Raw genomic sequence first — 14,492 nt, 5'->3', positions numbered from 1 at the left:
CGCTCAAATTCCATCCAAATCGTTATAAGTAATAACTTTTCCTGTTCTTTGAACAAAACGCTTGAAGTATTAGTTGTCGTTAGATACAAACGAATAAGTCATTCGTGCCAATAGTCAAGGAATAGCTATGCAAATTGGTGTACCAAGAGAAACACTCGCGGGTGAAACGCGAGTCGCTGCTTCGCCGAAATCGGTAGAACAGCTTCTAAAATTAGGATTTGAAGTTTGTGTTGAATCACAAGCAGGTGCGTTAGCAAGTTTTGAAGATGCAGCTTATGAACAAGCTGGTGCAAAAATTGTAACCGCAGATGAAGCTTGGAAATCCGATATTATCTTTAAAGTTAACGCTCCGATCGTTGACGAGTCTAAAAATGAAATCGATCTACTCAAAGATGGCGCGACATTGGTCAGCTTTATTTGGCCTGCTCAAAATCCTGAATTAATGGAACAATTGTCCAGTCGTAACATCAACGTGATGGCGATGGACTCCGTACCTCGTATTTCAAGAGCTCAAGCACTAGATGCATTGAGTTCTATGGCTAACATCGCGGGTTATCGTGCTGTGGTTGAAGCGGCGCATGAATTTGGTCGATTCTTCACGGGTCAAATTACGGCGGCAGGTAAAGTTCCACCAGCAAAAGTACTGGTTGCTGGTGCGGGTGTTGCTGGTCTAGCGGCAATTGGCGCTGCGGGTAGTTTGGGTGCGATCGTTCGTTCGTTCGATGTTCGTCCTGAAGTAAAAGAACAAGTTGAGTCTATGGGCGCTGAATTCTTGGAAGTCGATTTCAAGGAAGATACCAGCGCGGGTGATGGCTATGCAAAAGAGATGTCTGAAGCATTCAACAAGAAAGCTGAAGAGCTTTATGCCGCTCAAGCTAAAGACGTCGACATCATCATTACAACGGCACTGATTCCAGGTCGCCCAGCGCCTAAGCTGATTACCAAAGAGATGGTAGACAGTATGAGTGCAGGTAGCGTGATTGTGGACCTTGCCGCTGCGAATGGCGGTAACTGCGAATATACGGTTGCTGATCAAGTGATCACAACGGCTAACGGCGTGAAGGTGGTTGGTTACACTGATATGGTTGGTCGACTGCCAACTCAATCATCTCAGCTATATGCAACGAACCTAGTTAACCTGCTGAAACTGCTTTGCAAAGAGAAAGATGGCAACATCAATATCGACTTTGAAGATGTCGTTCTGCGTGGTGTTACTGTGGTTAAAGAGGGCGAGGTGACTTGGCCAGCTCCGCCGATTCAAGTTTCTGCTCAGCCACAACAGGCCAAACCCGAAGAAGCTAAAGCTCCACCGAAGGTTCAACAACCTGTGTCTCCTGTAAAGAAAGTCGCTGGCATTGCAATAGCGGTTGGTGCTTTCGCTTGGGTAGCATCGGTTGCTCCTGCTGCGTTCTTATCCCACTTTACCGTTTTTGTTCTCGCTTGTGTGGTGGGTTATTACGTAGTTTGGAATGTAAGCCATTCTCTGCATACGCCTTTGATGTCCGTGACTAACGCGATCTCAGGGATCATCGTTGTAGGTGCACTGTTACAGATAGGACAAGGAAGTGGCGTCGTCACTTTCTTATCATTTATTGCCGTATTAATTGCAAGTATCAATATCTTTGGTGGCTTTACCGTGACCAAACGTATGCTTGAAATGTTCCGTAAAGACTAAGGAGTAACAGATGTCTGAAGGATTAGTACAAGCAGCTTATATTGTTGCTGCTGTATTCTTTATTATGAGCTTGGCTGGGTTATCGAAACAGGAATCTGCACGTGCAGGTAACTATTACGGTATCACGGGTATGGCAATCGCGTTGATCGCGACGATCTTTGGCCCTCATTCTGCTGGTATTGTATGGATCATCATTGCGATGGTGATCGGTGGTGGTATTGGTATCCACTACGCAAGAAAAGTAGAAATGACTGAAATGCCTGAGCTGGTGGCAATCCTGCACAGCTTCGTAGGTATGGCTGCGGTACTTGTGGGTTACAACAGCTATATCGATCCACCTGCTGCTGTGTCACTTAACCCTGCTGATATTCATGCAGAGCACGTTATCCACTTAGTGGAAGTGTTCCTTGGCGTATTTATTGGTGCTGTGACGTTCACAGGTTCGATTGTTGCGTTTGGTAAGCTTCGCGGCGTTATCTCTTCGTCTGCATTGAATATCCCGCATAAGCACAAGTGGAACCTAGCGGCTATCGTTGCTTCTACATTGCTGATGATCATGTTCGTTAAAGCTGACGGCAGCATGTTCGCGTTAATGGTGATGACACTTATCGCATTCGCATTCGGTTACCACCTAGTGGCATCGATTGGTGGCGCTGATATGCCAGTGGTCGTCTCTATGCTTAACTCGTACTCTGGTTGGGCAGCAGCAGCGGCAGGTTTCATGCTTGCGAATGATCTACTCATCGTCACTGGTGCATTGGTTGGTTCGTCAGGTGCGATTCTTTCTTACATCATGTGTAAGGCGATGAACCGTTCGTTTATTAGTGTTATCGCTGGTGGATTCGGCCAAGAAGTGGTCGTGTCTGATGGTGATGAAGAGCAGGGTGAGCACCGCGAAACATCAGCTGAAGATGTAGCGGACATGCTGAAAAACTCAAAGTCTGTCATCATTACCCCAGGATACGGCATGGCTGTAGCTCAAGCTCAATACCCAGTGCATGAAATCACTGAGAAACTACGAGCGCAAGGCATCAATGTTCGATTTGGTATCCACCCAGTTGCGGGTAGACTGCCGGGTCACATGAACGTGCTACTTGCTGAAGCTAAAGTGCCTTACGATATTGTTCTTGAAATGGACGAAATCAACGATGACTTAAGTGAGACGGATACTGTATTGGTTATCGGTGCAAATGACACCGTGAACCCTGCAGCACTTGAAGATCCAAACAGTCCAATTGCTGGTATGCCAGTACTTGAAGTTTGGAATGCTCAGAATGTTATCGTATTCAAACGTTCGATGAACACGGGTTACGCAGGTGTGCAAAACCCACTGTTCTTCAAAGAAAACACGCAGATGCTGTTTGGTGATGCTAAAACAAGTTGTTCTAAAATTTTAGAGCACCTTTAGTGGATTTGAGTTGTATTGCACACGGCAGTTGATAATAAAAAACCCACCTAGTGTGGGTTTTCTTGTTTCTGGAGCACATCGGTTGATGCTAACCCATGATCGTTCAATGTGGATTGGAAGCAAACGGCTTCTCTTGATGATTTCTACTTATAAGATCTTAGAGAAAGTTTGTTTGAAAATTATTTCCAAGAAAGTTGCAAATAATGTTTATTCTGGGTTTCTACGTGGTAAAATGTAAATGTTGGTGGGAGCCAACGGTGACTATTCTTATTATGAAGTTGACGTTCTGTTAACTAACAATTCCAAAACGATTGAATACTATGAACAAACCCTTTATTGGAGTTTGTTTCCCTCCAATTTTAGTAATCCCTGATAAATACGAAATAACCAATGACATGATCAAGGTCATCTTTGAAGATCTGGGTGGTACTTATGCAGAGATGGCAATAGGTTTAGATGAAAAAGCGTGTTAGCTACCTTACAAAGGTTCATGGCTGGAAACGTCCAGATTCAAAGGTGCAGCGGTTTAACGCTGCATGAATCATTACCGTTCAATCGGATCATTAACATACGAAATACAGTATTAAAATAAATAACATTGCAAGGTGTCAAGGTGGAGTTGTTACCACCAACATTGAGAACGGGGAGTGGTTACCCCGTTTTCTTTCACCTAAATAATCAATGAGCGTTGATAACAACCAAAAGGAGTAAAGATCATGACTCAAAAAGAAATTTATGAAAAATATGGTTTAACTGTATGTGCTAGAAACATTCGTCAAAGCAAAGAACACGTATGTCGCCAAGCAAAGAAAGCAGGCTGGAGAGCACCGACCAACGAAGAGATCGCAGATAACGTTCTGCGCCTAATTTATAACCAATAACAACAAGCCCAGTGAGAATAATATTATGTGAGGGTGTCAATATGGAATAATAACATGACACTAAGCATCAACCTTTCAATTAACGTCGAATCATCAAAAGATAGATGGATCGAAAAAGACCAAGTTTGCATCCAGTACCATGATACATGGGTGACCAAAACAATACCGTGGACTGAGAACAATTTAAAATTGGTCGTATCAAATGACCTGATGTGTGGAATTAGTTCAACAGGTCGAAAAGGCAAAGACGCAATAACAGAAACATGGTGTTACTACGTGGACATCGATGATCCTACACGTCATGGCGCTGACTTGATCGACCACGTGCACCGATGCTTTAACCGACATGGTATTGCACATGCAATATCCACCAGCGTTAACAACAAACGTGAAAAGAAAAAGCCTAGCGGTGAAATACTACCAGCATGTCCACGTTTGAAAGTTTTAATCCCACTTGCACAACCAATCCCACTAGCAACTAATGTCCAGAAAAAGATCTGGGAACACAACAAAGTACGGTGCTTTGCTTACATCCAAAAGATTCTCGGTGAAGATATTCCACTTGATAAGAGTTCACACGATGCCAACCGCTATTCATACCGTGCAAATACCAACGCAGATAACTTTGAATGGCGTTTTGCAGATGGTAAACCCCTACCACTACATAAAGTCCTAAAAGCCCCGTGTACGTTCATACAGAAGCTAATTGACGACGGTGTTGCAGGTATTGAAGCAGGTGACGAGCTTTACTATGAACATTGCAAAGTTGAAGTTGAAAAGAAACGTGCTGCGAAACTCAAAGACCTAGAGTTAAAAGGGATCGATGTTAAGCGACAACATCAACTGGTGATGACCGCTGCAAAGTTTTTCTTTAGTCAAAACCGTGATCGTGGTGATTGGGTTCAAGTATGCCAAGCATTCGTTAATGAACATTTGGGTTACTTATCAGATCACACAACGTTAACCCGTGGCGAACTGGTTAGTTTCACTCCGTCGTTTTCACACGATGCTGTAAAAGCTGGAACTATCGTGCATTTAGCAAAGAAATACGGTTGGACTAAACCGTCAAATAAACCAAATATCGAAGACATCAAAGTATCAAAGAGCATGGAAAGCGCACTGTCTTTCCTGAATAACAAGGCATAACAATAATGATAAACACCTTGCAACCAAAGATTGGGCAACAATTAGCTCCAATTTTTATCCGTGCATCAAAGCACATAGAAAACCTAGAGTTAACCAAGCAACAACACCTATCCAGTAAACTAGGTGACATCTTCAACATCTTAAAGAAAGGTAAATTCTTAAACCTATATGGTGAAATGTCACTAGGTAAAACACGACTAATCAAAGGACTGTTTTATCACTGGAAATTACTAGGTTACACACTGATCTTAATCCCGAATCGAAACAACCTTGCAGTACAAAGCAAAGAGGATTTGGAACAAGGGAAAGATTCAACAAAAGTCCTGAAGCTATTCGGTAACAGGCAGGACATAATTGAAGATTCTGATGGTTTGATCGTAGCGTCATGTGATGCGGTTTATAAGTTGGCTAAAGACGACAAATTACCACCTAAATGCGTATTCATTTATGACGAAATGCACGAAGCTGACATGCATTTTCGTTCATGCTACAACCACATGGTGGAGTACCATCGAAGCGTCAGCAAGTTGTATCAAGATCACATAGTCATTGGCATGACAGCGACACCAACCCCCTTCAACATCTTCAGACACTGTTTAGACAACACGGTGAATTGTTACCGAAATGAAGACCCTGAAGCGAAGGTGATCAGAAAGTATTATGTGGTTGAGGGTGAACTAACACGGTCAATCGTCCATGACTTCATTGATCGAAGTATCGAGCAAGAAAAGCTACCGTTCTACATCAAGAACAACCAAGAGGAAATCGAATCCGTTTACATTAGTAAGAAATTAGACGGTGTTAGCTCCGCAGTCGTCCAAGCATTATCGAAGTATTCAAGTTCAACCATTGGTAAAACAATGAAGAAGGATGCTAACCAATTAATTAAGACTGGCAAAACTACAAACTTTGATTTTCTTACTGGTACTGTAGCAATCAGTGCAGGGATCAACTTGTATGAGAATAAGCGTCAAGGTGTTATTGCAACAGATGTAACAATTAACCCATTAGCAGTAACTCAAAGTGCTGGACGCTTAAGGAATAAGACGCAAAGTGAAGGTATAGCCGATAATGACACGTACATCTTTACTAACATGGCTAAAGACCAGATGTTAAAACCGAGGTGTTATTATTCGATTAAGAAAGCGTATGAAGATGCATTCGAGGCACTACAGACAACTAAAGTATACGTGAATGAAAAGGGTGTTGAATTATTAGGCGAAGTCGAGAAGAAAACCTTTGAGGGGATCGGGGAGTACATCAAACAAAACGATGATGGGAGCCATCGTTTTGTCATCGGTACAATTGATAATTTGGCTGCGTTGAAGTGGTTTAAGCAGTTGGAGCGTGATCCGATTAGGTACATTGCATTTCGTGAATTTGCATACCCAGATTCGAATAACGATGGAAAATGTTTTGAATTAACTCAAGACGTTATAGACGAATACTTAACCAACATACACAGCAACAAAGAGTTCATGAAGCGATTTTTATATGATTTGTTCATGACCTATTCCGATTTTGAAGCTGCAACCAGTACCAACTTACAACCTGCAAGCATAGCAAGTGATCTAGTTTCTGCCGACAATAAGAACATGTTGAAGTTGTCACCAGTAGATATCCGTGACGAAGTATTGAACCCTGAAGACCGTGACGAACTGTCACCAACCACAGCCGTTAAATGGTCTGCATCGTGTAAAGCTGGTTTCGATAAAGGGTTCAAACGTTACTCAAAGCGTCATGAAGCAGAACATAAGAAACCTTTGAGTCATGATGAATACAATGCGTTGTACCCACTGGTTGAACATTTCTACTTCATTAAACGTTCGAAGTTGCATGATGCGTATAGAAAGTTCGATTACATTGAGTTCACCCGTGAACTTCGTGGTTTACCTACCGAATGGTGGGCTAAGTCCAATGGTATTTCAAAAGCATGTAAAGCTGGTTATAAGTCTTTGTGTACGGGTATTGCTGAGACGATGATCCATGACCCAAGTTACATCGACACGACATTAACGTTGACCAATGACACACCTATGAAGTTCGCAAAGGTATTGGCAATTGTTGCTAGGGAAAGTTTATCTGATACTGCAAAGGGTACATTACCAGATCTGAAGAATGCGACATATGAAGCTATGAAGCAAGCACATGCAGTCATGACCAACGGTGCTACTGATACGTTTTCGATGATCGGTTACACAAACAAAAATGGTACGGTGACAATGGCTCCAAGTAAAAGTGATGCGCTACGACTGGTCGAGATGTTCTATGACCGAGTAGATCTAGAACAGGTCAAAGTGAAAAGTATGTCACCTGATGAACGTAAAGCGTATATCGAAGCCAAGCAAAGTAAGAAAGATTCAAAGGGTAAAACGATTGTTGTACCGCATGAATATGAATTATTACCGAATGCATACTTCAAAGCTGTTACCAGTGGTGGACATGATCGACCAGAATTTGAGGGTGGGGAGATCGAAGACCTAAAACGCACCTATACGATTGAAGCTGAAGCGTTGGCACATGATGAAGAGGTGAAAGCTAATCGTCGTGGTTATGACAAGAAACGTGATACAACTGAAGAACGTAAAGAGCGTGACCGATTGAGAAAGAAAGCTAAACGTGCTGAAGCTACCCCAGAACAGAAAGAGAAAGAGCGTATACGCAAGGCAGCTAAACGTGCTGAAGTTAAAGAAAGGCTAGCAGCGAGTTATGACTTATCCGACGTGACATTTTAATTTGTCCGTCCCCCGATCAACAAAATGAAAAATGGGTTGGTTTATATAGAAAGCTAAACCATTTTTTGTAAAAACGAGCGGGGGACGGACAAATTATGTTTGTAAAAAAACGAGCGGGGAGCAGTTGACTTTGGTGAGAAACGATTCAAGGAAAACACGTTGGTGCAAGCTACCGATATCAAGTTATTACTTGATAAATTGGTGGATTACCATTTCCCCAACGTTCAATGTAAAATAGCGCAATCAGATGCACATCGGTGGTGTATTACAGTAGCGTGAGAAACTGAATGACGAATAAAAAGATTGCTTTTTCTAATGAAGAAAATTTCAAATCGTTTATGACCCAATACGAAGCTATTGAGGACTTAGATGAGATACCTGAAAAGATACCTGATGGTATTAAAATTGGGGACTATGCGATCCGAGATGTTATGGTTATTGAGCTTAAGACCCTGAAAGATGACCCCAAAGAGAAAATGGAAAACTATTTCCATGACATAATGAAGCGTCCTGACTTTCCCGCCATTTATGGTGAACTTAATTTTCACCGTGTTGTGAGCTTGCTACCTGATGGCAATCGGATCATCCGTAAGTTCGAGCAAAAAGCATTTCGTCAGATTGAAAGCATTATGCGCAAAGCTAACAAGCAAGTAATCTCGACTATTGAGCACCTAAAAATGAACCCTAATACAGCAGGGACACTCATTATAATTAACGAACTTGCTGAGTTTTTCGAACCTGATGTGTTAGTGAAGTATCTTGCTGATATGTTGGGTTCAAAGTCAATGAACTCAACAAGCGAACTTAGATTTCCTCACCTCCACAATGTCATCTTGATACAAGATACCCACAAAGTAACAAATACTAATAATAGTGGTACATTTATACCAGTTTACCATGTTGTAAATGATAATTTAGAAGATACAGAAACAACTCAAATAGCAGAGAAAGCACTTAGTGATATTATTGAGAAATATTCTCATTATAGTAATTGTAACCATGCGGTACATAACAACGGTCAATTTGACGTTGAAAAGATTGAGCAACCACAAGCGAAAGAACCCTTGAGAGGTCAAGAGTGGATTGAAGATCAGTACCGTAAAAATCGGTACATGAAAGACTTTACGGATGAGCAGTTAATCGAGTTCGGTTCAATGGTTATGTCTGTTTGCTACGCTATCGTTTTAAAAGAAAAACCATTAATTGTTGACCATCATCGTAAAATGCAACTTTTCAGGAATCAAATCGAGCTATTAGAAGAAAGTAGACTAAGACCGTTTGACTTAAAGCGACTTGATATTGACCCTCGAAGATACGCACCTAAAGCAAGTCACCTCAATTAACAGTGTCACAAATAAAAGCAATAACGTTTAGCAGAAGATCTTAAGTGACTTATTTGTCATTAGCGTGCAAGCTAACTTATTTTGAAATAACAGTTTTTTATGCTTCAATAAGCAAATCGTAGCATTAGGAGCTTATTGAATGAGTACAGGGGTTGTTTCCTTTTTTAAATACAAAAAACTCGGATTTTATCGTTATAGAGAAGATGATTACTGTGAAGATCTAAGCATGGGCGACATGCTCGAATCTTTGCATGAGTGGTTTCAAGACCGCATCTCACTAGAGGATACTCTTCTATGGGATGATGAAACTCCAGGTTATTCACATAGAAAGAAAGTGTACCTAAAAGCCATAGAACGTGACCCGTTGACTGGGGACTATATGATTGTTCTATGGCGTGCTATTGGTCAAGGTAATGGAGTCTATGGTATCCGTGCTGATTCGAAGCTCGATGATAACCGCTTGTATAACGCTGATGATGCGGCAGAAGATGACGCAAAAGTTATCTGGGGTGAAGCTGCGTACTATTGGTTTGTGCCAGATAAAAAGGTGTTTGCATCTATCCGTTTCCATAATTCAGTTGCAGATACCTTAATGCTGAATAGTTTCTTTCGTGACTTCATGTGGTTGCATAGCAATATTAAGCGTAAGGTGCGAGAGGTTAAGGATGGTAGACAAGGTAACTATACATCTGTTTACTTTAAGTCTGATGATGACAATAACAACGAAAAATTATGGTTCCGTTGCGAAACTAAACAATACACCAAATTGACGACTCAAGCAGACTTAGGAAAGATCGCTAGGGACATTACACACTTCGTTAAGCGTGAGGTTATTGCGGCACGAGATGTTCAAGAAAATGATTGGACTCGCTTCTTCAAAGGTTTACCTTTTGTTTCTGGTGAAGTGACGAAGCAGACTCGAAAAATTGAAGTCAACATTGATGCGAAACCCACTGAAGACGAGTTAAGAAAGATCTTCGATAGTTACAATGATGAATACGATGGTGGCTTGGATGATTGGCGTAACTTGGGGTTCCGTAAAGAGGGTGTCGGTGGGATTTGTTGGTTGAACCAATTCGTAGTTAAAAATGTTCTGGTTGTAAATGACATGGTAGGTGGTGGTGTTGATGATACTGGTCACTATACAACCAAAAGATTGTTCAATGCGTTAGAGCTAAAACGTGATAATCTATTAGCTGCATTTGAGCAAGAAGATGCTCAAGAAGAAGCGGTTAATGGGTGATTAAAAATGAAGTCGCCAATTCAAAAATTTGTTGTTTGGCATCTTATAGTCGCTTTACTCGTCACATCAGTTAGTTATTGTTTTAGAGGTGATATTAAGTTTTCTGAAATACAGAGCCTAATATCTATTCTACAAAATACGTCAGCTATGATTTTTACTATCATGGGTTTATGGATTGCATATGTTTATCCAAATGTGATTCTACGTATCGTTCAACCTAGTAAAGTGGTAGCGGTATTTTCTGACGAAGATGAATTGACGGTCAAGTTACTTGTTGGTGTGATTGTGCTATCTGCTGCGACGATGGGCTTACTTGTATTAGGAACGTCGTTACAAGTTTTCATTGTGAAAACTAGCATGTTTGCAATACATCCTAATGTGTTTAGCTTTGTGGGGCTTTGGTTCTTGCTTGCGCTAACCTATGTACAACTGTTTTGTATCTATATGGTAATTGCAACAAGTGTTAATTTCGTGATGAAGCTAAAAAATGCAAAGCACAGTAAGGCATTATCTAAAAAGCTAGACGGCAAATGAGAATGTAAAGGGTGACTATTCAGTCACCCTTTTTTTATTCAGAGAATAGTTATGAACAAACTCGAAATTGCTCCACACATGCTTTACCGTGCTGCTAAATCTTACGTTGAAGCGCAAAACGATTTTGACTATATCCAAGCAATTTTACTTGCCGGATCTGCGATGTACATTTGTGAACCATTGTTAGAAGAACAAGGGAAGGCAACCCAAGCACATGAACGTGCAGAGCGCATTATTAAATTACGTGAGGCTAAATCTGAAATTATTAACAATCGGTTGGTAATTCAGTGGGGAGCTATCTCTATAACTGAAAAAGAAAAAAGTAAAATTAGGAAGCGAACACGTAGAACTGACAGAGCTGTATACAACGCATTGAAACATTCTGGATTCTATATGCGTGGCAAATTGATTAAGAAAGCTAGTGACGACCTAGATATGATGGATGTTTTAGATGAGTATCAGGATTATCGTAACGCAGCAGAAGAGATTATCTTAGATGCGATTGCTGACTATATGAATCTTGATTTTTATGGTGAATTTCAACCATATAATCTACCTGAAGAAGTTCGTAGTGTGCTGAATTGCATTTACATAGAAGATGCATTTAGATAAGTAAAAAATGGTGACCTGTTGCTCACCATTTTCTTTAGTTGTAGTAGGTTGAAACTAATCTCGACTAAAGCGTTCCCATGCAGCTTCATGTTCTTCAGTTTCATCAATACAATTTTGGCAAAGGAGTGCGTCTCTATAAGATTCTTGCTCATAAGCCTCTGCTAGCTCTGCCGCCTCAAGAGTTGTAGAGCAATTGTTATGATACCCACCTGGATCTGTGACGCCGTCACAAGCTTGGGACAAATGAGGTTCTAAAACTCGCTGTTGTGCGGTACTTAGAGATGCATAGGTGTTATCTACAGCTCGTTGAGCTAGGCCCTCAATAAAATCTGGTTGTTTATCATCAAAGTAATTGGTATCAAGTTGATGTTTTAAAATCTGTTCTATCTCAGTCATATATTCCACAGTGGACACATTAAACGTGACACATATAATCAACTAAATTTTATATAGATACAACTTCATAATTAAGGGTGTCTTCATTATTTTTAGTACTTCTTGATTGTGCTCAAAGTTAAACGTAAAGATCCTTTTCGTCAGTGAGCGAAGAACTTTTCTCTATGCTACTTGTTCTCTTTGATGTAGCGGTAAAGCGTAGCAACACCAACTCCGTTTGCTTTTGCTGCCTTTTCTTTAGTAAACCCTTTCTCTACGTCCTTTAGTGCAGCTTTGCATTTAGCAATTGTCTTTTCACTTTGTGGGCGACCTTTGTAGATACCCTCAGCTTTAGCAATTGCTATACCTTCAGCTTGGCGACGTTTACGGTCTTCATAGTCTTTACGTGCAAATGCTGCGAACATATCCAGAAACATGTTGTTAACTGCTTGCATGATGATTTGAGTGATGTCGTCACCCTCTGCAACTGTCAACGCTGCGTGTGAAGTTGGAAGATCAACAGCAACAATGTTTACGCCTTTACCTTTGATAACGTCTTTAAGCGTTTCCCAATCTTCTTTAGTCAAACGTGATAGGCGATCAACTTGTTCGATTAGAATCGTGTCACCTTTCGTACTGTCTTCTATTAGTTGATGTGACACTGAGAAGTTCAGGGTAAACCTTCTTCAGTTCTCTATAGTCGCTGTCAGGAATTATTTGTATTCGAGCGTAATGACGCTGGTGGACTTTTTTATTATCCCGTCTACGAAGCAACATGTAATAGCTTGTTGAACTATCTTTAAACTGGATACGAATCATGTATCTAGAATCTACGGTAATTCGATCCACTAGAGTAGAAACTATGTGTCGTATTTCTGACTTCAGCTCATTGTCACCTTGAATATAACGCTCTAAACAATCTATATGCTGGTGGTATAAATCTAGTGCGTACTGGTATTGACTTAAGTCAATGTTATGTATTGCATTAGTTTTAGCATTTTCTAGTTTCAGTTGTTCGATCTTTGACTCTAGTTCCGCTATAGATTGCTTTTTAGCAGCTAACAGGCTTTTCATCGTATCGTCGAAGAGGTCTAGATTATCAAATAAAAACGTTTGTTGTTTTTGGTATTCCATGACCTTTGTTTCTAGTTCTAATTCAATCCCTTGTAACGTTTTGTCATGTCCATTATCCATCAATTGACTAGATAGCAACTTTTCACCAATTGCGGTCATTACAATTCGATCTAGGTATTCCTGTTTGATGTACGGGTAGCATTTAACTAGACGGTTAGCACATCGGTAGTACTCAGTTTTTTGAGTAACATTCCGAGCGATGGACAGAACTGAACCACAACAGCCGCAATACAGTTTTTGAATCCCTGATAGGATAGAAACCTGTTTACGCTGGTTGTTTGATACTTTTGTTTGTGCATCCTTTATAGCTCTTATCTGGTAATACTCAGATTCACTGCAAAGAGCAGGGTAGTAATCTGTCAATACATGATCTTCACGTTGATGTGTTATCTCTAAAACACCATACACAGCACGGGTGTTAAACATCTTTGCACATGCGGAATAGGACAATTCTAGACCTACAGAGTGTGCATATCGCATGACCGTAGATACACCGTACCCGTCAAGCGCAAGAGTGATCATGTGTTTAGCGTGATCCCAGTTTATTGGATGCTGTCTAACGGTTTTGGTTGGTTTATCTATAGTGATCCAGAATGGATGGCGACCGATACCAACATCAAAGCTATTACCATCGAGTTTTTGATCGTCTTTAGCTTGTTGGATACGGTGTGATGCATAGCGGTTGGTTAAGTGACTTTTCTTTGCGGATTCTTCATTAGCGGTCTTTAGTGCCAAGGTAGCAAGGATTGAAGACATAGGATCATCCATCTTGTAAAGATGGTTGTCTATTGTGGTGTGTATCATTACACCAGCGGAGATAATGCGGTTGTATAGCACTTCACTTGCCGTTAGGTTCTGTCTAGATAGACGGTCTAACGCTCGCATAACGATGATGTCACCGCTAGAGATAAGACCACTCTCGATGCCAGTTAGTAAACGGGATAGCTCACCCACAGCAGCATTTTTACCCTTGTATGATGATACACCAGCATCCTGATAAAATAGATGGGAGAGCGTCGTGCTGTACTGTAGCGCAAGTTGTTCGAGTAATGCGTTATCGTTTTGAAGAGATAAACTTAGACCGTCTATCTGCTTTCCGCTAGATACACGAGCATAGGGTATAAGAGCCATATAAACCCACTGTTTTTTAAAAAGTGCGTGAGTATACATTGTTTTCGGTGATGCTAAACAGAGTTGTCTAGGTATTTTAGAACATCTATAGAAAGCATTTTAAGTAATCAGTAATAACTAGATAAGGAGCTCATTTGAGCTCCTTTTTTGATCTTCAGAACGAATGAGCAAGCTCTTGAAAGCTGAGAGACAAGAGCGATGTGTTAGCGTTACCTCGTCTATCCCAATAAATTTGTAAGCAAGCCAACCAGTGTACTAGTTTGCATGTGCGGAAT

13 protein-coding genes are annotated in these 14,492 nt (G+C 40.8%); 10 read left to right on the top strand and 3 right to left on the bottom strand.

The window, feature by feature from the left end; genetic code table 11:
• The first annotated feature begins 127 nt into the window (after positions 1–127).
• The 10 genes from pntA to CWO13_RS08845 all read left to right on the top strand — a co-directional run bounded on the left by pntA (position 128) and on the right by CWO13_RS08845 (position 11,577).
• Positions 128–1,675, top strand: coding sequence for a Re/Si-specific NAD(P)(+) transhydrogenase subunit alpha (gene pntA, locus CWO13_RS08880; RefSeq protein WP_048662800.1), 1,548 nt, complete (start codon positions 128–130; stop codon positions 1,673–1,675).
• 10 nt (positions 1,676–1,685) lie between these two features.
• Entirely contained in the window at positions 1,686–3,083 is a 1,398-nt protein-coding gene (gene pntB, locus CWO13_RS08875; RefSeq protein ID WP_108082820.1) for a Re/Si-specific NAD(P)(+) transhydrogenase subunit beta, read from the top strand.
• A gap of 320 nt (positions 3,084–3,403) precedes the next feature.
• On the top strand, positions 3,404–3,556 hold the full coding sequence (locus CWO13_RS23440) for a hypothetical protein (RefSeq protein ID WP_181359914.1): 153 nt from the start codon (positions 3,404–3,406) through the stop codon (positions 3,554–3,556).
• Positions 3,557–3,799: 243 nt separating this feature from the next.
• Positions 3,800–3,964 (top strand): hypothetical protein, encoded by a 165-nt coding sequence (locus CWO13_RS23435; protein ID WP_181359913.1) that lies wholly within the window; start codon positions 3,800–3,802, stop codon positions 3,962–3,964.
• Between the two features lie 54 nt (positions 3,965–4,018).
• Positions 4,019–5,110 (top strand): hypothetical protein, encoded by a 1,092-nt coding sequence (locus tag CWO13_RS08870; RefSeq protein WP_108082819.1) that lies wholly within the window; start codon positions 4,019–4,021, stop codon positions 5,108–5,110.
• A 5-nt stretch (positions 5,111–5,115) separates the two neighbouring features.
• Positions 5,116–7,845, top strand: a complete 2,730-nt coding sequence (locus CWO13_RS08865) for a DEAD/DEAH box helicase family protein (RefSeq protein WP_108082818.1) — start codon at positions 5,116–5,118, stop codon at positions 7,843–7,845.
• Positions 7,846–8,132: 287 nt separating this feature from the next.
• The gene (locus tag CWO13_RS08860) at positions 8,133–9,188 is read left to right on the top strand and encodes a hypothetical protein (protein ID WP_108082817.1); all 1,056 of its coding nucleotides are present in this window, start codon (positions 8,133–8,135) and stop codon (positions 9,186–9,188) included.
• Between the two features lie 139 nt (positions 9,189–9,327).
• On the top strand, positions 9,328–10,431 hold the full coding sequence (locus tag CWO13_RS08855) for a hypothetical protein (RefSeq protein ID WP_108082816.1): 1,104 nt from the start codon (positions 9,328–9,330) through the stop codon (positions 10,429–10,431).
• A 6-nt stretch (positions 10,432–10,437) separates the two neighbouring features.
• Positions 10,438–10,965: a hypothetical protein gene (locus CWO13_RS08850; RefSeq protein ID WP_219910245.1), complete on the top strand. Its 528-nt coding sequence runs from the start codon at positions 10,438–10,440 to the stop codon at positions 10,963–10,965.
• Positions 10,966–11,016: 51 nt separating this feature from the next.
• Positions 11,017–11,577, top strand: a complete 561-nt coding sequence (locus tag CWO13_RS08845) for a hypothetical protein (protein ID WP_108082815.1) — start codon at positions 11,017–11,019, stop codon at positions 11,575–11,577.
• Positions 11,578–11,631: 54 nt separating this feature from the next.
• Here CWO13_RS08845 and CWO13_RS08840 read toward each other — a convergent pair whose 3' ends face one another.
• The 3 genes from CWO13_RS08840 to CWO13_RS08830 all read right to left on the bottom strand — a co-directional run bounded on the left by CWO13_RS08840 (position 11,632) and on the right by CWO13_RS08830 (position 14,217).
• On the bottom strand, positions 11,632–11,973 hold the full coding sequence (locus CWO13_RS08840) for a hypothetical protein (RefSeq protein WP_108082814.1): 342 nt from the start codon (positions 11,971–11,973) through the stop codon (positions 11,632–11,634).
• A gap of 167 nt (positions 11,974–12,140) precedes the next feature.
• The gene (locus CWO13_RS08835) at positions 12,141–12,614 is read right to left on the bottom strand and encodes a recombinase family protein (protein ID WP_219910244.1); all 474 of its coding nucleotides are present in this window, start codon (positions 12,612–12,614) and stop codon (positions 12,141–12,143) included.
• Entirely contained in the window at positions 12,577–14,217 is a 1,641-nt protein-coding gene (locus CWO13_RS08830; protein WP_181359912.1) for a recombinase family protein, read from the bottom strand. Before CWO13_RS08830 ends, CWO13_RS08835 begins: the two co-directional genes overlap by 38 nt.
• Between the last annotated feature and the right edge of the window lie 275 nt (positions 14,218–14,492).

The sequence above is a fragment of the Vibrio sp. ZF 223 genome, from assembly GCF_003050585.1.
Taxonomy (GTDB): domain Bacteria; phylum Pseudomonadota; class Gammaproteobacteria; order Enterobacterales; family Vibrionaceae; genus Vibrio; species Vibrio crassostreae.
Note: the sequence above shows the minus strand (reverse complement) of the source record. Positions and strands in the feature narration are given on the sequence as shown.

Excerpts from the sequence above, each read along its gene's own strand:
- pntA (WP_048662800.1), top strand. The coding sequence starts at position 128 with ATGCAAATTGGTGTACCAAGAGAAACACTCGCGGGTGAAACGCGAGTC.
- pntB (WP_108082820.1), top strand. The coding sequence starts at position 1,686 with ATGTCTGAAGGATTAGTACAAGCAGCTTATATTGTTGCTGCTGTATTC.
- CWO13_RS23440 (WP_181359914.1), top strand. The coding sequence starts at position 3,404 with ATGAACAAACCCTTTATTGGAGTTTGTTTCCCTCCAATTTTAGTAATC.
- CWO13_RS23435 (WP_181359913.1), top strand. The coding sequence starts at position 3,800 with ATGACTCAAAAAGAAATTTATGAAAAATATGGTTTAACTGTATGTGCT.
- CWO13_RS08870 (WP_108082819.1), top strand. The coding sequence starts at position 4,019 with ATGACACTAAGCATCAACCTTTCAATTAACGTCGAATCATCAAAAGAT.
- CWO13_RS08865 (WP_108082818.1), top strand. The coding sequence starts at position 5,116 with ATGATAAACACCTTGCAACCAAAGATTGGGCAACAATTAGCTCCAATT.
- CWO13_RS08860 (WP_108082817.1), top strand. The coding sequence starts at position 8,133 with ATGACGAATAAAAAGATTGCTTTTTCTAATGAAGAAAATTTCAAATCG.
- CWO13_RS08855 (WP_108082816.1), top strand. The coding sequence starts at position 9,328 with ATGAGTACAGGGGTTGTTTCCTTTTTTAAATACAAAAAACTCGGATTT.
- CWO13_RS08850 (WP_219910245.1), top strand. The coding sequence starts at position 10,438 with ATGAAGTCGCCAATTCAAAAATTTGTTGTTTGGCATCTTATAGTCGCT.
- CWO13_RS08845 (WP_108082815.1), top strand. The coding sequence starts at position 11,017 with ATGAACAAACTCGAAATTGCTCCACACATGCTTTACCGTGCTGCTAAA.
- CWO13_RS08840 (WP_108082814.1), bottom strand. The coding sequence starts at position 11,973 with ATGACTGAGATAGAACAGATTTTAAAACATCAACTTGATACCAATTAC.
- CWO13_RS08830 (WP_181359912.1), bottom strand. The coding sequence starts at position 14,217 with ATGGCTCTTATACCCTATGCTCGTGTATCTAGCGGAAAGCAGATAGAC.